The following is a 17,633-nucleotide window of genomic DNA, read 5'->3' as shown; positions in this document are numbered from 1 at the left end:
ATAGGTAGCCTGGTGGCGGACCTAGAGGCCGACCCCGCAGCCGATCAGGAGGCATCCCGTGGCGGACGACGCGCCTTCCGCACTCGACTGGCTCCGCGAGCAATTGCGGCGCAAGGGTGAGGGCGAGGCGGCTCCCGGCATCCGCGGCCTGCGCGTCTCCAAGGGGCTGGCGGTCGCCTTGGTGCTGGCGGTGGTGGTGATCATCCTGGTACTCACGTCCAAGAACGGCGGCACCCCCGCCAAGTCCGCCGCCAAGTCCGCCGCCAACTCGGCCTCCCCCAGCGCGAGTTCCGACGCCACTCCGGCCGAGCAGGCCGACCGCACCCCCAACCCGCAGCCCTCCGGCGGCGGCAACGCCGCCAAGCCCGGCGCGACCACCAAGCACTCCCCGAGCGGCACCACCGGCTACACCCGCCAGCAACGCGCCCTGTTCCTGCGCGAGAAGCCGGACACCGACGGCCGGATCCTGGAGAACCTCCCGTACGACACCGAAGTCACCCTGATCTGCCACACCGAGGGCCCCTCGATCTACGGCATGAACGGCCGCGCGTCGAAACTGTGGGACAAGGTCCGGACCAGCGAAGGCAAGGTCGGATACATCCCCGACGAGTGGGTGGCCACCCAATCCCTGACGACGGAACTCGTGGAAGCGTGCTGAACCCCGGCCGTCACGGCTCCCGCGACGGCGGTGGAGGGTAGTAGGCGTAGGGCACTTCGCCGCCGGCGCCCGGCGCCGCGGGCGGCGGCCGGCGACGACCGCGGAGCACCACGACGGTGAGGGCGGCGATAACGATCACGCCGCCGATGATCGCTCCGGTGGCGATGAGGTTGATCGAGCTTCCGCCGCTGTTGCTTGGCGCGGCTTGGGCGGGGGCGGGGGAATCCGCCGGAGCCGGGGCGGCAGAGACCGCCGAGGGTGCGGCGGACGGCGAGGCCGAGGCCGAGGCTGGGGCCGCCGGAGGGTCCCCGCGCTTGCCCACGAGCGGATTGACGTCCGGCGGGCCCGGATCGCCGGTCCAGCCAAGCGCGCGGCGGGGGCTGATGCCGCCGTAGCCGAGCATGTTGTCGAGACCGGATCCGTCGGAGGGCTTGTTCGCCGAGTCGATCAGGACCTTGATGACCTGGTTGGCCGTCCAGTCCGGGTGCTGGGACCAGACCAGCGCGGCTACACCGGAGGCCAGGGCGGTGGAGTTGGAGGTACCGCTGCCCTTGCAGTAGCCGGTGGGGCCGTTGCACGCACTGACGATGTCGACGCCGGGCGCCGAGATCGAGACCCAGTCTCCCTGGTAGCTCCCGCTCCAAAACGTCCCGCTGCGGTCGAAGGAGCTGACACCGAGAACACCGGGGTAGGCCGCGGGGTAGGCCCGACCGCCGGAGACCGGCGTTTCCAGGTTCCCAACACCTGCGATGACCAGTTTTCCGCGACTCTGCGCAAGAGCAATGGCTTGGGCCAAGCCCGGATCGGCGGCACTTCCCATGGAGACGTTGATGATCTTTGCGGACGATTCGGCCGCCGCATTGATCGCGTCGATCATGGCGCCCATGCCCAGGACGCCCATGTTGAAAGGCACTTGATAGGGCAGGACCTTGGCTTCGGGTGCGATGCCGTAAACGCCTTGCCCGGCAACGCCTTTGCCCGTACCTGCGATCAGGGCCGCCATCGACGTGCCGTGGCCCTTGCCCTGGGTGTCGCTGTCGCCCTCTTTCGCTGAGGGGAGCACTTGGCCACGCAGGTCCGCATGATCGGCGTTAACACCACTGTCGATCAAAGCAACCGTGATGCCCTGTCCCCGCGAGATCTTCCACACTTCGTCGATCTTCCAGGCGTCCAGGTACCACTGCATGGGACGAATCGGTTCCGTCGCATGCGCCGGGCCCGCCACTGCCACGAGCACGCTCACCATGACGAGCACAACAACGCAACGCAGCAAGCGCAGCGGAGAGAAGCTCACGTGCCGCAGTCCTCTGTTCGAAGTCATCCGATGACCGGCGGGACGGCACCAGGTCCGCGACCGTCCCAATCGTCTTCGTCTGCTTGCAGGTAATCGGGACGTCGCGCCCGCCGCCGCCCGGGTTCAGAATCGTTCGGGCCCTGGCCACCGCCCATGGGCCCCACGCGACTATTTCGCCCTGCACTCCCCGGCTCCGCCCGCGTGCCGCCCCCGGCGCGTCCCACCGTCTCCGCCCGATCGGCGCGCAACCCTGATCCGCCGGGCGAGAACGCCGCGCGTCCCGCATTGCCTTCGGACGACGACGGCCGACCTCCGACGATCCCGCCGGGCATGCCGACAGGTCGTGCTCCTCCTCCGACGCGGCCGCCACGCGGTCCACCACCACCTGCAGGCATCCCGCCGGGTGCTCCGGGTGCACCCCCCATCGGCATACCGCCACGCATCGGCGTGCCCAGCCCACCTGATTCGCCCGGCTTCGCGAGCCGAGAGATTCCGCCGCTGACTTCCTCGCCACGCAGACCCGCGGTGCCACTCCGGCTCGGGGCACTCTGCTGGCGCTCGCTCATACCCGCGGCTGGCCTGCCTAAGACCGGGCCTCCGCCCCAACTAGGGCGCATGCCTTGCGGATCGCCCTGTCCCAAACCGCCTGGCGGAGACGATCCAGGCGCGGTCACGTTCGGCTGCACCTGTGAGCCACCAGAGAGTGTGGTGTCCGGGAGAGGGCTTGACCCAGGCGCGTTGGCCGGACGGCCACCGGGCGTGAAGCCCACCTGATGGTCGGTGGTCACCACCTGGGGCACCGCTCCACCCGGTGTCCCCGGCCACATCGCCTGGGTCCGGGAAGCCGCGCCTTGGATCAGCGTTTCGGCGTGGGGAGGAGCACCTGTGCCCGCATCTGGATGAGCTGCCAGCAGGCCGGCTGCGGTTGCGGCGGCCACACCGGTCGCTGCACCGACGTCCTCGGGGCTCGGTTCATATCCGAAGGGATTCCCTGGCGGCGGAAACCCCGGAACCGACAAACCCCCGATGTTGGCGATCCCCGACTGATACACCATGACGATGTTCCGCATCTGGGACAACGCCGCTTGGTGGGCTTCCTCGACCGTCGCCTTCAGCTCGGTCTTCAGCACCTCGCCGGTCTTCCCGGTGTCGGGGTCGACCTGCGCAAGCACCGTCGGGTCGGCCTTGCTCAGCACCTCGAGCTTGTCCATGGCCTGCTGCGGCACCACGGGCATGCGGGCCATCGCGTCCGCGAGTTCGCTGCCCAGGATGCCCAGGTGCATGCCCACCATGTCCGTGTAGAACGCGGTGTCCTGGCCTGCCTTGGCCACTTGCTCGTTCCACGTGCGGAAGGTGTCCGCCGCCTTGCCTTGCCAGACGATCTGGCCTGGTTTGGCCAGCACCCGATCGGCGGCCTCCTTGATTCGGGCAGCGGCTGTGCGGATCCGGTCCGCCGCCACCATGACCCGGTCCGCGTTCACGGGCTGGACCATGTGGTGGATTTCGGGGTGGGACAGTCCGTCGACGTTCGTGGCCACGTCCGCCCCCTCAGCCGACCTGGGCGTTCGAAGGCTTAGTCGGCGCCCCGTCGGCAGCCGCCGCCGGAGCCCCGTCCGCCGGCCGCAGCCCGAGGTCGTACAGCATCTTCGCCATCCGATGGCGATTGCTCTCTTCCGCCGCCGCCGTCGAGTCACTGGCCATCTTCACCGTCAGTGCCATGGCCTCGATGTGCTGGTGCAGCTTGTCGGCCAGGTCCGAGATCCGCATCTCGGTGAATGCCAGCAGCACCGCAACGGCCGGGACTTCCTCGAAGTCCTGGCCGAAGTCCTTCATCGAAACGGCGCCCGCCACCGGGTTCTTGAGCGAGACGTCCCCACCGCTCATATCCGCCAGTACGGCCTGCACTTCGCGCTCGAACGTCCGCAGCGACTCCAAGTCGACCGTCATCTGGTCGAGTGCTGCCTTGTCTTCCGGCAACAACTGGCCCATCGTCCGCGCCTCCCCCGTGGAAGCTCACAACCGCTTGGTGCGGCGGTGCGAGTCTATCCGTCACGTCGTGCCATGTAACGGTTCGCACCGCCGCGAAGCGGACTGCGGTCAGGACGTGGACGCGGGCGACGACGGTTCGCCCGTCGGTTTCGTGGTCTGTGTCGACGGCTCGTTGGTGGGCGACGACGGCCTTGATGTGGCCGGCGACGGCGGCGGATTCCCCGGCGACCCCGGCGACTCTCCCGTCCCCGGCGGCGGCGCCACCTGCGTGTTCCCCTTGGTCGACGTGGCCGACGCCGACTTCGTCGACGTGGCGCTCTTCGTCGCCGTGGACGTAGCCGTCGCCGTCGTCGTCGCGCGTGTGGCCGACGGTGTACCCGATGTCCCGGGCGCGTTCGACGACCCAGGCGCGCCCGGCGCCGCCGGGTCGCCGCCGACCGCCGGGACGCCGTTGGTCACGCTGACGGACGTGTTGCTCGGGTTGCCGCCGCCGCTCGGGTCGTCGCTGCCGATGGCGACGACCACGGCGAGGGTCACCACCAGGACGCCCGCCGCCGCCAGCGTCAGCACGCCGCGCTTGCCCGCCATGGTGACGCGCCGCTGCACGACGCCCGCTTCGGCACCGAACGTGCCGGGCCGTTCGCCGGCGAGAACGAGGATCCGGCGGTCGGCCGCCAACCCCCGTTTGTCCCCCGCGTCCCGCAGCCGGGAAGCCGTGGACGCCTCTTCCCGCGCCTTCGCGTTCTCCCCGGTACACAGCGCCAGGATCGCCAACTCGTGGTGGAACCACGCCTGGTCGGCCACCGCGCCGGTGGCCGCGGAGGCGGAGCTGCCGAGCAGGAGCGTCGCCCGCCACGCCTCGAACCGCAGGGCGGTGGCGAACGCGGGGGCTGCCGCCCGCGCGAGCACGCGTACCGAGCTGGACTTGCCCAGCCGCTCGACCTCGCGCATGCACGCCAGGACGACGTCGGCTTCCTCCGCGATCTCCGCGGGCGTGACCGTCGGATGCGACACCCACCACGTGAAGTGCTGGATCGCCGCGACCGCCCACGACGACGGTCCCCGCATCTGCCCCGCGGCCTCGTCGGCGACACCGCCCGCCAGCCGGTACCGGCCGTTCTCGACGACGACCAGCCCCGCCTCGACGAGTTCGTTCGCCGCGCTGTGCGCGCCGTTGGCGCCGGTGAGCGCCGGCAGGTGCGCCGGGTCGGGAAGGACGCCGCCGAGCGCCGCGCCCAACCGCAGGACCTGTTGCGCCGGACGGGACAGCAGCGGCACCAGCCGCGGCACGAACAGCTGCGGCTCACCCGGCGACGGGAGTTCCGGCAGGGTGTCGTACTCGTCGCGCGCGACCGCCGTGCCGAGCCGGGCGAGCAGCGCCCCGGCCTGCGCGAACCGGCCCGGGTGGCCGTCGACTTCGAACCACAACGCTGCCGCCCACGCCAGTTCCTCGTCGTCGAGTTCGCGGCCGACGACGCGGTTCAGCAGGTCGAACGCCGCATCCTGCGGCAGCCCGCCCAGCATGATCTCGTGGAACGGGGATTCGGCCCGGGAAAGTTCGCCCCCGAAGGCCGTAGTCGCGGGAGCGGGGGTCCCGTCGGGGGCGGGAGCCGGTGACGGCGCCGATACGAGGAACACGCACTCGGGCGCGATGGCCAGTAGTTCGGTCATCTCGTCCGGCCGCAGGTCGAGGTCGTCGATGACGATCAACGCCGCGACACCGCCCAGCAGTTCGCCGAGCGCCTCACGGGTCGGACGGTACGCCTCCGCCTCGAAGCACGCGTCGTGGAACTGCTGGAGCAGGTCGTCCAGCCCGCTGCGGTACCCGTCGAGGACGACCACGCCGTCGGGCGCACCGGCCGCGTCACCCGACGCCAAGTGCTTGAGCAGCGTGCTGCGGCCGATGCCCGCGGGACCGCCGATACGTACGGACGTACCGCGCCCCAGCAGCCCCCGCACTTCCGCAATCTCCGCCTGCCGCCCCAACGGGGGGTACCCCGAAGGCCGCCGGGCGGCCGCACGCCGCCGCGGCAACGGCCGCGACGAGGCGGGCAACGGCACCGCCTCGGTACCGTCGGGCCCGCCGACGGTCAGCAGGTGGTGTCCGACCGCGACCTGCGTCAGCGTCGTCGGCCCTGGCGCGGTGGACGACACCCCGCCACCACCGACACCCGCGGCACCCACGCCAACACCTGCCCCGGCGCCCGTCCCAGGCAACCCCACCCCGCCAAACCCGTCCGCGGCCCCCGGCACAGCACCAACACCCGTACCGACACCCGCGCGGACACCCGCACGGACACCGGCATCAGCACCGGCCGACGCACCGGCAGCCGCGTCCTGGAACCCGACCCCGACCCCGACCGAACCCCCGCTCCCCGACTTCCCCTTGCTCTTCCCCTCCGCCTCAACTCCGCCTTTACCCGCGGCCCCGTTCCCGCTCGCGCTGCCGCTCCTGCCCGAGACACCGACCCCGGCCTCGAACGCCGCATCAAACCCCGCGTCGAAGTCCTCGGCGAACCCCGACGCACCACCGGGCACCGTCCCGACCTCGGTCTCCGGATCCTCCGAAGCCTGCGCATCCTTGGACGACCCAGAAGTGCCGGAAGCCCCGGAAGTGCCGGAAGCCCCGGAAGCGTCCGCAGCCTTCGCGGCCCCGCGGTCGCCCTCTCCGGCCGCGGGGCCGAAGATGTCCACCAGAAACGACGTCGCCGAGACCTCCGACGAGGCCTCCTCCCCATCTCCGCCGCCCGCGGTGCCGTCCGCCGACGCGCCGCCGTACTCCGGCACCACCGCGTCCTCGAACGCCTCGTCGATGACCCGGGCCCACTCCGCCGCACCGCGGGCCGCGCGGGCCTCGCGCATCCGGCGGGCCTCCTCGGCCGCCCGTTCCCGGTCCGCCGCCGCGGATGCCCCGTCGGACACGGCGTCGGCCGCGGCCGCACCGGCCGCCGCCGCGGGTGTCCCGCTCAAGCCCCCGGACGGGGCAGCCGCAGCAGCCCCGGCCCCTGCCTCGGTCGTGGCCTCCGCCGGAGCGCCGCCGAACCAACTCGCCCCGCCCGCGCCGTTCTCGCCGCCCCGGGGTGCGGCCCCGGGCCGTGCGGTCGCGTGGTCGTCACGTGCCGACTCGGTCGACCGGGCGGGCCTGCGCCGCGGCAGCGGCGGTGCGGCGGCGTAGCGCTCCGCCGCGGTCCGGCCGGGCGCGTCGCGCGCCGGTCGGCCCGATGTCTCGTCATGCGCCTCGTGTCCGCCACGGACTTCGGTGTCCGGCACCGGCGTCCGGGCCGCGTTCGCGGCCTCTCCCGGTGCACCTGCGGGCCCGGGGGCGCCCAAGGCGCCTGCGGCGCCCGCGGTCCCGGTCTTCCCCGGTCCCCCGCTCGTGCCCGTCGCGGTGCCGGCGCGGCCCTGCGGTGTCGGCGGCTCGTCCGCGACATCCCGCGGGGTTGCGTTCATGCGTCTCCTTCGGTCCCCGTCGCCATCGGCGCATCCGCCCCCGCTGCACCAGCCGTACCAGGGAGTACGGCCCGGATGTGGATGATCAGTGTGCCGCGCCGCACCTCCGGTCGCCACACCACCCCAGCGTGCCATTGCCGTGGAGGAGACGGCTGTGGTCGAGACCAAACCTTCGCCCACTCTCCACAACGCCCCCAACCCGCACGACGCCACTCGTCCGCTGCATATCCCGGTATACCGCCGCAAAGCGCCGGGCGCCCCGCAGTTCCCTAACGGATCATCAGTCTTCTTTAAGGCAAAGCGATCCCGACCAATACCCGGGCAGACCTATCGTTCTCCCCATGTGTCCCCCGCGGCTCGGGGGTACACCGGATTCGCGCACACCGCACTCGCACACCGCGCCCGCGGCCACCCGGCCCGGCGGCCGTCCGACGAACCGCGCACCGCATCCGTACCGGTACATGCCCAGGGGGGCTCCATGACCGGCACCACCCGATTCCGCACGCCCACTCGCGCCCGCAGGCTGATCGCCGCGGGCGCCGCGCTGCTCACCGCGCTCACGCTCGCGTCCGCCCCGTCCGTCGCCGGCGCCGCCGGACCGGCGTCAGCAGCTGCGTCAGGACCGGCACAAGCCCAAGCCGCCGCGGCCGGCACCGTTCCGGCCTCGTTCCAGGACCAGACCGTGTTCTCCGGGCTCAGCTCTCCGGTCGACGTCGAGTTCGCCTCCGACGGGCGGGTTTTCGTCGCCGAGAAGTCCGGCATCATCAAGGTCTTCGCGAGCACCTCCGCCACCACTCCCACGGTCTTCGCCGACCTGCGCACCCAAGTGCACAACTACTGGGACCGCGGCCTCCTCGGCATGGCCCTCGCGCCGAACTTCCCCGCCGACCCGTCCGTCTACGTGCTGTACGCCTACGACGCCCCGCCCGGCAAGTCCGCCCCTTACTGGGGCACCGCCGGTGCCGACGCGGACGGCTGCCCCAACCCGCCCGGCCCGCAGACCTACGGCTGCGTCGTCACCGGCCGCCTGTCCAAGCTCACCGCCACCGGCAACACCGCCGGGCCGGAGCAGGTGCTGATCACCGACTGGTGCCAGCAGTTCCCGTCGCACTCCACCGGCTCCCTCGCCTTCGGCCCCGACGGCTACCTCTACGCCTCCGCGGGCGACGGCGCCAGCTTCGACTGGGCGGACTACGGCCAGACCGGCGCCAGCGGCCCGATCGCCGGCAAGGATCCGATCCCGGCGAACCCGTGCGGTGACGCCCCCTCGCCGGTCGGCACCGCGCTGACCGCGCCCACCGCGGAGGGCGGCGCCCTGCGCGCGCAGGACGTGCGCACCACCGGCGACCCGACCGCGCTCAACGGCTCGGTCATCCGCATCGACCCGGCCACCGGCCAGGGCGCGCCAGGCAACCCGTTCGCGAGCAGCAGCGACGCGAATGCGCGCCGGATCGTCGCGTACGGCATGCGCAACCCGTTCCGCATCGGCTTCCGCCCGGGCACGAGCGAGCTGTGGGTCGGCGACGTCGGCTGGTCGACCTGGGAGGAGGTCGACCGGATCACCACCACGTCGTCCGCGACCAACTTCGGCTGGCCCTGCTACGAAGGCAACGCGCGCCAGGGCGGCTACGAGTCGAACAGCCTGAATCTGTGCACGTCCCTGTACGCGCAGGGCGCCGGTGCCGTGAAGGCCCCGTACTACACCTACAACCACGGCGCCGCGGTTGCCGCGAACGACGGCTGCCCGACCGCGAACGGCTCCGCAATCAGCGGGATCGCCTTCTCCCCCGCGACCAACTACCCGTCGCAGTACCAGAAGTCGCTGTTCTTCGCGGATCACAGCCGCCGCTGCATCTGGACGATGGCGCCGGACGCCAACGGCCTTCCCGACCCGACCAAGATCAGCGTCTTCGCGTCCAACGTGAACCCAGTGCAGCTGAAGACCGGCCCGGACGGCGACATCTACTACGTCGACCTCGAAGGCGGCCGCGTCGCCCGCCTGCACTACACCGGCAACCGTCCGACGGCGCGCCTGACCGCGACGCCGACGAACGGCACCGTGCCGCTGACCGTCGCCTTCGACGGCACCGCGTCCAGCGACCCGGACGCCGGACAAACGCTCGGCTATGCGTGGGACTTCGACCGCAACGGCACCACCGACGCCACGACGCCCACGGCCACCTGGACCTACTCGGCGCCCGGCACCTACCATCCGCAGCTGACCGTGACCGACCCGACGGGCCTGACCGGCACGGCGGAGACCACGATCGTCGCGGGCAACGCGCCGCCGACGGCGGTCATCGACACCCCGGCGGCCACGCTGACGTGGAAGGTCGGCGATCCGATCCCGTTCGGCGGCCACGCCACCGACCCGCAGGACGGCACCCTTCCGGCGGCGAACCTGCACTGGCAGCTGATCATGCACCACTGCACGACGCCGAGCGCCTGCCACGAGCACGTCATCACCGCACTCGACGGGGTGGCGAGCGGGACGTTCACGGCGGTCGACCACGAGTACCCGTCGTGGCTCGAAGTCCGGCTGACCGCACAGGACTCCGGAGGCCTGACCAGCACCGCGTCGGTGCGGCTCGACCCGAAGACCGCCGACATCACGCTCACCAGCTCGCCGCCCGGACTGACGCTCGGGTTCAACCAGACCCAGCAGGCCGGCCCGGTGACGAAGACGCTGATCGTCGGCGGCACAGGGTCCATCGCGGCGCCGTCGCCGCAGACGCTCAACGGGAAGACCTACCAGTTCGTTTCGTGGTCGGACGGCGGTGCGCAGTCGCACAACATCACCGCACCCGCGACGGCCACGACGTTGACCGCGGTCTACCAGGAGGTCGCCGCGCCGAGCGGGCTCGTGGCGGCGTACGGGTTCAACGCGGGCAGCGGCACGGCCGTCGCGGACGCGTCGGGCAACGGCAACAACGGCACCGCGGCGAACGCGGCGTGGGGCGCCGGCAAGTTCGGGCAGGCGATGACGTTCAACGGGACCAGCTCGATGGTGACCGTGCCGAACACGGCCTCGCAGACGCTGACCACGAAGATGACCCTGGAGGCGTGGGTCAAGCCGACCACGGTGAGCGGCTGGCGCAACGTGATCCTGAAGGAACGCAGCGGCGGACTGTCGTACGGGTTGTACGCGGGCGGCGACGACTTCGCGGCGGGTTACATCCGCATCGGCGCCGACGACCAGGGGATCGGGGCGACGGGGAACCTGCCGGTCAACGTGTGGTCGCATATCGCGGTGACGTACGACGGCGCGACGCTGAAGTTCTTCGTGAACGGCGTGCAGGTCGGCTCGCGCGCGCAGACCGGGACGATCGCGGCGGGGAGCGACCCGCTGCGGATCGGCGGGAATGCGGTGTGGGGGGAGTACTTCAGCGGGCAGATCGACGAAGTACGGATCTACAGCCGGGCATTGAGCGCGGCGGAGATTGCCACGGATATGAACACGGCGATCTGAGCCCGGAACGCAGCGCCCTGACCGGACGCCAAAGATCCCCCTTGGCCGGTGTGATCATCGCACCGGCCAAGGGGGATCCCCTTGCCAAAAGCCTTCCGAACCCAGCGCAGAGCCTGCAACCGGCTGTCCACAGTCCCCGCGTCGTCCACAACCCGGGCGGGGTCGGCCCAGGTCGGCCTCACTCCACCGGCAACCCGTTGGCCTTCCGGATCTCCCCCACGATCCGCCCCATGATCTCGGTGATCCCGAAGTCCTTCGGCGTGAACACCGCCGCCACTCCCTGCGCCAGCAGCGCCTGCTCGTCCGCCGCCGGAATGATCCCGCCGACCACGACCGGCACGTCGTCCAACCCCGCGTCCCGCATCCGCGCGAGCACGTCCGGGATCAGTTCCAAGTGCGACCCCGACAGGATCGACAGTCCCACGCAGTGCACGTCCTCCTCGACCGCCGCCGCCACGATCTGCGCCGGGGTCAGCCGGATGCCCTGGTACACCACCTCGAAGCCGACGTCGCGCGCCCGCACCGCGATCTGCTCCGCACCGTTCGAGTGCCCGTCCAGGCCCGGCTTCCCGACCAGCAGCCGCAGCCGTCCGCCGAGTTCCTCACCGGTCGCCCGCACGGACTCCCGCACCGCGGTCAGTTCCGCGCCGCCTTCCTGCACGCCCACGACGCCCGACACCCCGGTCGGCGCCCGGTACTCGCCGAACTCCTCGCGGAGCGCCCCGGCCCACTCCCCCGTCGTCACCCCGGCCCGCACGCACTCCAGCGTCGCGGGCATCAGGTTGACCGCGGCGTTCGTCCCCGCCGACTTCCACGCCCGCGCGTCGACCCGCAGCCGGTCCAGCGACGCGTCGACCGCGGCCTGGTCGCGCCCGGCACGCCACGCCCGCACCGCCGCCGAGGCGGACGCCTCGACCGCCGCGTCCGGCACGAAGATCGCCGTGTCCAGGTCCGCCGTCAGCGGGTTCGGCTCGGTCGTGTCGAACTTGTTGACGCCGACCACGGTCTCCAGGCCGGCTTCGATCCGCGCCCGCCGCGCCGCGTGCGACGCCACCAGCTGCGACTTCATGTAGCCGGACTCGATCGCGGCGACCGCGCCGCCCATCGCCTGGACCCGGTCGATCTCTTCCTTCGCGCCCGCGATCAGCTCGGCGACCTTGCGCTCGACGACCACCGACCCGGTGAAGATGTCGTCGTACTCCAGCAGGTCCGACTCGTAGGCAAGCACCTGCTGGATCCGCAGCGACCACTGCTGGTCCCACGGCCGCGGCAGCCCGAGCGCCTCGTTCCACGCCGGAAGCTGCACGGCACGCGCCCGCGCGTCCTTCGACAGCGTCACCGCGAGCATCTCCAGCACGATCCGCTGGACGTTGTTCTCCGGCTGCGCCTCGGTCAGGCCCAGCGAGTTGACCTGCACGCCGTACCGGAACCGCCGCTGCTTCGCATCGGTCACCCCGTACCGCTCGCGCGTCAGCTCGTCCCACAGCTCGACGAACGCGCGCATCTTGCACATCTCTTCGACGAACCGCACGCCCGCGTTCACGAAGAACGAGATCCGCGCGACGACGTCGCCCATGCGCTCCGGCGGCACCTGCCCGCTGTCCCGCACCGCGTCCAGCACCGCGATCGCCGTGCACATCGCGTACGCGATCTCCTGCACCGGCGTCGCACCGGCCTCCTGCAGGTGGTACGAGCAGATGTTTATCGGGTTCCACTTGGGAATGTTGGCGACCGTGTACGCGACGGTGTCGGTGATCAGCTTCAGCGACGGCCCGGGCGGGAAGACGTACGTCCCCCGCGACAGGTACTCCTTGATGATGTCGTTCTGCGTCGTCCCGTTGAGCTTGGCGATGTCCGCGCCCTGCTCCTCCGCCGCGACCTGGTAGAGCGCGAGCATCCACAGCGCCACCGCGTTGATGGTCATCGACGTGTTCATGCCCTCCAACGGAATCCCGTCGAAGAGCTGCCGCATGTCGCCGATGTGCGACACCGGCACGCCGACCTTGCCGACCTCGCCGCGGGCCAGCTCGTGGTCCGGGTCGTAGCCGGTCTGCGTCGGCAGGTCGAACGCCACCGACAGGCCGGTCTGGCCCTTGGCCAGGTTGCGGCGGTACAGGGCGTTCGACTCGGCGGGCGAGGAGTGGCCGGCGTACGTGCGCATCACCCACGGACGGTCGCGCTGCGGCCGCTCGGCGGGCGACTGAGAAGAAGGGGAAGAAGGGGAAGGCTGAGCTGAGGGCGTCTGGCTCGCCACGGGAGACCTCCGGAGGGTTCCGGGCCGGCACGGCCACGACGACTGCCGGCCCGGTGGTCGTGGCGGGATCCGCGATCCGCGCACCACGTCCGAAGGGTCCGGCGTACGCCGCACCAGCGCGCGGCCCTGCTTACCTCGGAGTGTACTGACGGGTAATAGCAGTGGGGAGGGTGTGTCACGCCACAACCCGCCACGGGTTCCGCCATCCGGCTGACACCGTGTCATTCCGGCGCGCAGCGGACACCCCTGCCCGCCTTGGCGGACCGGGCCGGGTCAGGCGGCGACCGCCCCTTCCAGCGCCAGGATCCGGTGCAGTTTGGTGATCACCAGAATGCGGTGCACCGGGGGTGTCACCCCGCGCAGCACGAAGCGCCGCTCCCGGCGGCCGGCGCGGCGGTGTATGGCGACGAGCAGCCCGAGCCCGGTCGCGTCGAGGATCTCGACCTCGGACACGTCGAGGACGAAGTCCCCCACACCGCGGTCGACCGCGGTGTGCACGCGCTGGCGGACATCGGCGGCCGTGTGCACGTCCAACGCCCCGCGCAGATACAGCTCGTGGTCGTCGCCCCAGACATGCATGTCGCCTCCTCCGGGTGGGAGCGGCCCGTCGGGCCTCTGCTGGCGCCTGGCCGCCGGGCGTGCACGTCAGGCCTTTGCGTCAGAGAGTGCCCATCAGACCACCGGAGTTCCCGATTGCTCCGATTCCTTGAGGAAAACCACCCCTTCGAGCGACAACAGCCGGTCCGGGATCATTCCCGGACCGGCTGCGCACCACCTGTCGCGTACGTCTCATCACGCACGCTCCGCCTCCCGACGCCGTTGTGCCCCGTCGGCCGCCCGCGAATCCGCAGGGCCCCCCGGATCACCCGAACGTCGCTCGGATCACTCGTACGAGTAGAAGCCCTTGCCGCTCTTCCGGCCCAGGTCCCCCGCCGTGACCATGCGGTTCAGCAGCTCGGGGGCCGCGAACTTCTCGTCCTTGGTCTCGTCGTAGATGTTGCTCGTGGCGTTCCGCATGATGTCGACGCCGGTGAGGTCGATCGTCGCGAGCGGGCCCATCGCGTGGCCGAAGCCGAGCTTGCACGCGATGTCGATGTCCTCCGCCGTCGCCACGCCCGCCTCGTACAGGCGCACGGCCTCGGTGGTCAGCGCGGTGATCAGGCGCGTGGTGACGAAGCCGGCGACGTCCCGGTTCACCACGATGCAGGTCTTGCCGACGTTCTCGGCGAACGTGCGGGCCACGGCCAGCGTCTCGTCGGACGTCTTGTAGCCGCGCACCAGTTCGCACAGCTGCATGAGCGGGACCGGGGAGAAGAAGTGCGTGCCGACGACGAACTCCGGACGCGACGTGACCGCGGCGATCTGGGTGATCGGCAGCGCCGAGGTGTTGGAAGCCAATACCGCGCCGTCCTTGGCGACGGCGTCGAGCTGCCGGAACACCTCCTGCTTGACCTCGATCTTCTCGAACACGGCCTCGACGACGAGGTCCGCGTCGGCGACCGCGTCCAGGTCGGTCGTGACGGTCAGGCGCGCGAGGGCCGCCTCGGCGTCCTCCGCGGACATCCTGCCCTTGGCGACGAACTTCTCGTACGACGCGCTGATGCCCGACTTCGCCCGCTCCAGCGCGGCGTCGGTCACGTCCCGCAGGGTCACCTCGTAGCCGTTCTGGGCGGACACCTGCGCGATGCCGGCGCCCATCAGCCCGGCACCGATCACTGCGATCTTCTTCGTCACGTCGAACCTCTCTCGTACACGTTCACGTACATGCGCTCGTACATGCGATACCTGTCGCGAGAGTAACGGCCACTCGATCGGCCCCTGCCGCTGGTCCCGTATACACCCCCTGGGGCACCCTGGGAGGGGAGGCGAAATGGACCGTTCGTACCTGCTCACGCCGCTGGTCGGGTTCGCCGTGGTGGCCGTCCTCGCGGCCATGCTGCGCTGGACGTTCTCGCGCGGGCATTCGCTCGTCGCGCGTGTCCCACGGCAAAGCACACCCGACGACTACGGCCTGCTGGTCGCGATCGCCGAGCCCGCCGACCGGGCCGCCGGACGCCGCCTCTGCCAGGTGCTGGTCGCCGACGGAATCCGCTGCACCCTGGTCGACACCACCGAAGGCCTTCGCCTCATGGTCTGGCCACCCGACGAGGAGGCCGCGAGGTCGGCGCTGGAACGCCACCGGAGCTGAGTTTCCGCCTTCCCGCGGCATCCACCGCGCGGGATAGGGCGTTCCGCGCGACGCGTCGGGCGGGCGAGCCTCGAATGCCTAGCATGATCCACGACCGCGACCACCGCTCGGGAGACCGGCGGCCGCAGTCCCGGAGCACGCTGGGAGGGGCCCGACTTTGTTCACCGGCCGACGGACCGCACTCGACGCGATACGGACCCCGGGGCCGTCGTGCCGTCGCCCTTCGACGGCGACGACCTCGTCCGCCATCTGCCGCACCGTTTCGCGGGCTTCATCGGCAACGTCCCGCAGACGGACTTCCTGCGCGAAGGCCGGGGCAACCACACCGCGTACATGCGCACCGGCAGCAGACGCGACCGGCGGGCGGGGCACGCCCAGTCCGGAGGCATCTGGGAAGCGGCACCGGCCGGCTACCGGAAGCCGATCCGGCTCGTCCCCGGCGTGAACGATTTCCGGGTCCCGCCCGAAGGCGTCATGCGCACCGCCGCTGCCGTGGAGGACGCGAGAATGCGCTGGCTCGGTCCGTTCGCCGACAAGCTCAAGGACGGCCCCCGCTCGTCCCTGTACGTGATCGCGAACGCCGGCGGGCACTTCCCGGGCGTCGGATCGCAAGCGGTCATCTCGACGGTCGTCGGCGAGGTCGCCGGCTGCCATCCCCTCCGCACCGCGGTCAACACCACCGGACCGCGGGTCCCGCCCGACGTCGCCGTCGTCCCGAACGCGACGGCACCGCTGCAGGCCGCCGAACTCCGGCGCCCGGCCGTGGCCCTGGCCGCGCTGCGCTCCGGCCTTGCGACGTCCGGGCTGGCCGCGGTGAGCCTTCTCGTCCGGGCGGCCGTCCCCCGCCGCCGTGCCGAAACGCGGAGGCCGCCCACCGACCGGCAGGCAGCCCGCGGGCCGGACCGGCGGATCAAGGAAGTCGAACGCCTGCTCCGCCGGTAGTCCCACCGCGCCCTCGGTCCGTCAGAAGCGCGGTTCCGGCTCCAACTCGCGCTGGATCGAGCCGCCCAGCGCGGTGAGCTGGCTGACCAGGTCGTCGTAGCCGCGGTCGATGTGGTGCACGCCGCTGACCAGCGTCTCGCCGTCCGCGACCAGCCCCGCCAGCACCAGCCCGGCCCCCGCCCGCACGTCGGTGGCCACGACCGGGGCACCGGAGAGCCGCTCCACGCCGCGCACGATCGCGTGGTGGCCGTCGGTGCGGATCGAGGCGCCCAGCCGCAGCAGTTCCTGGAGGAACACGAACCGCGCCTCGAAGATGTTCTCGGTGATCATCGCGTGCCCGTCGGAGACCGCGTTCAGTACCGCGAACTGCGGCTGCATGTCGGTCGCGAACCCCGGATACGGCAGCGTCACCACGTCCACCGCGTGCGGCCGCCGGTCCATCACCACGCGGAACCCGTCGTCCAGCGCGGACACCGCGGCCCCCGCCGCGGTCAGCTTGTCCAGCGCGATCTCCAGGTGTTCGGAGCGCGCGTTCCGCACCGTCACGTCCCCGTGCGTCACCGCCGCCGCCACCGCGAACGTGGCCGCCACGATCCGGTCCGGGACGGTACGGTGCCGCACCGGCGCCAGCCCGTCCACGCCGTGGATCTCCAGCATCGACGTGCCCGCGCCGTCGATCTTCGCGCCCATCGCGGTCAGCATCGCGCAGATGTCGACGATCTCCGGCTCGCGCGCCGCGTTGTCGATCACCGTCGTGCCCTTGGCCAGCACCGCCGCCATGAGGATGTTCTCGGTCGCGCCCACGCTCGGGAAGTCCAGCCACACCGACGTACCCACCAGGCCCTTGGGGGCCTTGGCGATCAGGTAGCCGTGCTCGTTCTCCACCGTCGCACCGAGCTTGACCAGCCCGTCTATGTGCATGTCCAGACCGCGCGACCCGATCGCGTCGCCGCCCGGGAACGCCACATGCACCTCGCCGCAGCGGGCGAGCAGCGGGCCCAGCACCGAGATCGAGGCCCGCATGCTGCGCACCAGGTCGTAGTCCGCCTCGTGGCCGGGCACGGCCGGCACGTCGATCGACAACGTGCCGGTGCCGTCTCCTTCGACCACGCAGCCGAGCCGCCGCAGCAGCTCGCTCATGATCGACACGTCCAGGATCCGGGGCACCTCGTCGAGGACGGTCACCCCCTCCGCGAGCAACGCCGCGGCCATCAACTTGAGCGCGCTGTTCTTCGCGCCCGTCACGCGCACCTCACCGGCGAGCCGAGCCCCGCCTGTCACCCGGAACCTGTCCATCACGGCATCGTAGGGTCTCCGGGGGCCCGTTCCGACCACCGTCCGAAAGCCGGGTGGGCACCGTCGCACAGGTGTGACACGTCCGCGTAAATT

The 17,633-nt window shown here is 71.4% G+C and carries 13 protein-coding genes; 5 read left to right on the top strand and 8 right to left on the bottom strand.

Annotation, left to right across the window (positions count from 1 at the left end; translation table 11 throughout):
• The first annotated feature begins 58 nt into the window (after window positions 1-58).
• On the top strand, window positions 59-658 hold the full coding sequence (locus tag ACPA54_RS22025) for an SH3 domain-containing protein (RefSeq protein ID WP_423532346.1): 600 nt from the start codon (window positions 59-61) through the stop codon (window positions 656-658).
• A gap of 10 nt (window positions 659-668) precedes the next feature.
• Here the strand turns inward: ACPA54_RS22025 and ACPA54_RS22020 are convergent, their stop codons facing one another.
• From ACPA54_RS22020 to ACPA54_RS22005, 4 genes are all read right to left on the bottom strand, one after another.
• On the bottom strand, window positions 669-1,952 hold the full coding sequence (locus ACPA54_RS22020; protein WP_423532344.1) for a S8 family serine peptidase: 1,284 nt from the start codon (window positions 1,950-1,952) through the stop codon (window positions 669-671).
• Window positions 1,953-1,975: 23 nt separating this feature from the next.
• Entirely contained in the window at window positions 1,976-3,490 is a 1,515-nt protein-coding gene (locus tag ACPA54_RS22015) for a hypothetical protein (RefSeq protein WP_423532342.1), read from the bottom strand.
• Between the two features lie 10 nt (window positions 3,491-3,500).
• A complete protein-coding gene (locus ACPA54_RS22010) occupies window positions 3,501-3,941 on the bottom strand; it encodes a hypothetical protein (RefSeq protein ID WP_423532340.1) in 441 nt (146 codons plus the stop codon).
• A gap of 108 nt (window positions 3,942-4,049) precedes the next feature.
• Complete coding sequence (locus ACPA54_RS22005) at window positions 4,050-6,125, bottom strand: hypothetical protein (RefSeq protein ID WP_423532338.1); 2,076 nt, start codon at window positions 6,123-6,125, stop codon at window positions 4,050-4,052.
• A 502-nt stretch (window positions 6,126-6,627) separates the two neighbouring features.
• Here ACPA54_RS22005 and ACPA54_RS22000 point away from each other — a divergent pair.
• On the top strand, window positions 6,628-7,116 hold the full coding sequence (locus tag ACPA54_RS22000; RefSeq protein ID WP_423532336.1) for a hypothetical protein: 489 nt from the start codon (window positions 6,628-6,630) through the stop codon (window positions 7,114-7,116).
• A 753-nt stretch (window positions 7,117-7,869) separates the two neighbouring features.
• Entirely contained in the window at window positions 7,870-10,860 is a 2,991-nt protein-coding gene (locus ACPA54_RS21995; protein WP_423532334.1) for a LamG-like jellyroll fold domain-containing protein, read from the top strand.
• A gap of 178 nt (window positions 10,861-11,038) precedes the next feature.
• Here the strand turns inward: ACPA54_RS21995 and ACPA54_RS21990 are convergent, their stop codons facing one another.
• From ACPA54_RS21990 to ACPA54_RS21980, 3 genes are all read right to left on the bottom strand, one after another.
• A complete protein-coding gene (locus ACPA54_RS21990) occupies window positions 11,039-13,021 on the bottom strand; it encodes a protein meaA (protein WP_423532674.1) in 1,983 nt (660 codons plus the stop codon).
• A gap of 366 nt (window positions 13,022-13,387) precedes the next feature.
• Window positions 13,388-13,693: an STAS domain-containing protein gene (locus ACPA54_RS21985; RefSeq protein WP_423532332.1), complete on the bottom strand. Its 306-nt coding sequence runs from the start codon at window positions 13,691-13,693 to the stop codon at window positions 13,388-13,390.
• A gap of 303 nt (window positions 13,694-13,996) precedes the next feature.
• The gene (locus tag ACPA54_RS21980; RefSeq protein WP_423532330.1) at window positions 13,997-14,848 is read right to left on the bottom strand and encodes a 3-hydroxyacyl-CoA dehydrogenase family protein; all 852 of its coding nucleotides are present in this window, start codon (window positions 14,846-14,848) and stop codon (window positions 13,997-13,999) included.
• A gap of 136 nt (window positions 14,849-14,984) precedes the next feature.
• Between ACPA54_RS21980 and ACPA54_RS21975 the strand changes: the two genes are divergently transcribed.
• Window positions 14,985-15,302 (top strand): hypothetical protein, encoded by a 318-nt coding sequence (locus ACPA54_RS21975; protein WP_423532328.1) that lies wholly within the window; start codon window positions 14,985-14,987, stop codon window positions 15,300-15,302.
• A gap of 210 nt (window positions 15,303-15,512) precedes the next feature.
• Window positions 15,513-16,244, top strand: a complete 732-nt coding sequence (locus ACPA54_RS21970) for a hypothetical protein (RefSeq protein WP_423532326.1) — start codon at window positions 15,513-15,515, stop codon at window positions 16,242-16,244.
• Between the two features lie 21 nt (window positions 16,245-16,265).
• Here the strand turns inward: ACPA54_RS21970 and murA are convergent, their stop codons facing one another.
• Window positions 16,266-17,540 carry a UDP-N-acetylglucosamine 1-carboxyvinyltransferase gene (gene murA, locus ACPA54_RS21965; RefSeq protein WP_423532324.1) on the bottom strand — a complete coding sequence of 425 codons (1,275 nt, stop codon included), beginning with the start codon at window positions 17,538-17,540 and terminating at the stop codon, window positions 16,266-16,268.
• Window positions 17,541-17,633 lie beyond the last annotated feature (93 nt).

The sequence above is a fragment of the Uniformispora flossi genome, from assembly GCF_049534875.1.
Taxonomy (GTDB): Bacteria; Actinomycetota; Actinomycetes; order Streptomycetales; family Streptomycetaceae; genus Yinghuangia; species Yinghuangia aomiensis.
Note: the sequence above shows the minus strand (reverse complement) of the source record. Positions and strands in the feature narration are given on the sequence as shown.

Bases quoted from the DNA above. Each gene is read 5' to 3' on its own strand.
- ACPA54_RS22010 (WP_423532340.1), bottom strand. From the start codon at position 3,941: ATGGGCCAGTTGTTGCCGGAAGACAAGGCAGCACTCGACCAGATGACG.
- ACPA54_RS22000 (WP_423532336.1), top strand. From the start codon at position 6,628: ATGTCCACCAGAAACGACGTCGCCGAGACCTCCGACGAGGCCTCCTCC.
- ACPA54_RS21995 (WP_423532334.1), top strand. From the start codon at position 7,870: ATGACCGGCACCACCCGATTCCGCACGCCCACTCGCGCCCGCAGGCTG.
- ACPA54_RS21990 (WP_423532674.1), bottom strand. From the start codon at position 13,021: ATGCGCACGTACGCCGGCCACTCCTCGCCCGCCGAGTCGAACGCCCTG.
- ACPA54_RS21985 (WP_423532332.1), bottom strand. From the start codon at position 13,693: ATGCATGTCTGGGGCGACGACCACGAGCTGTATCTGCGCGGGGCGTTG.
- ACPA54_RS21975 (WP_423532328.1), top strand. From the start codon at position 14,985: ATGGACCGTTCGTACCTGCTCACGCCGCTGGTCGGGTTCGCCGTGGTG.
- murA (WP_423532324.1), bottom strand. From the start codon at position 17,540: ATGGACAGGTTCCGGGTGACAGGCGGGGCTCGGCTCGCCGGTGAGGTG.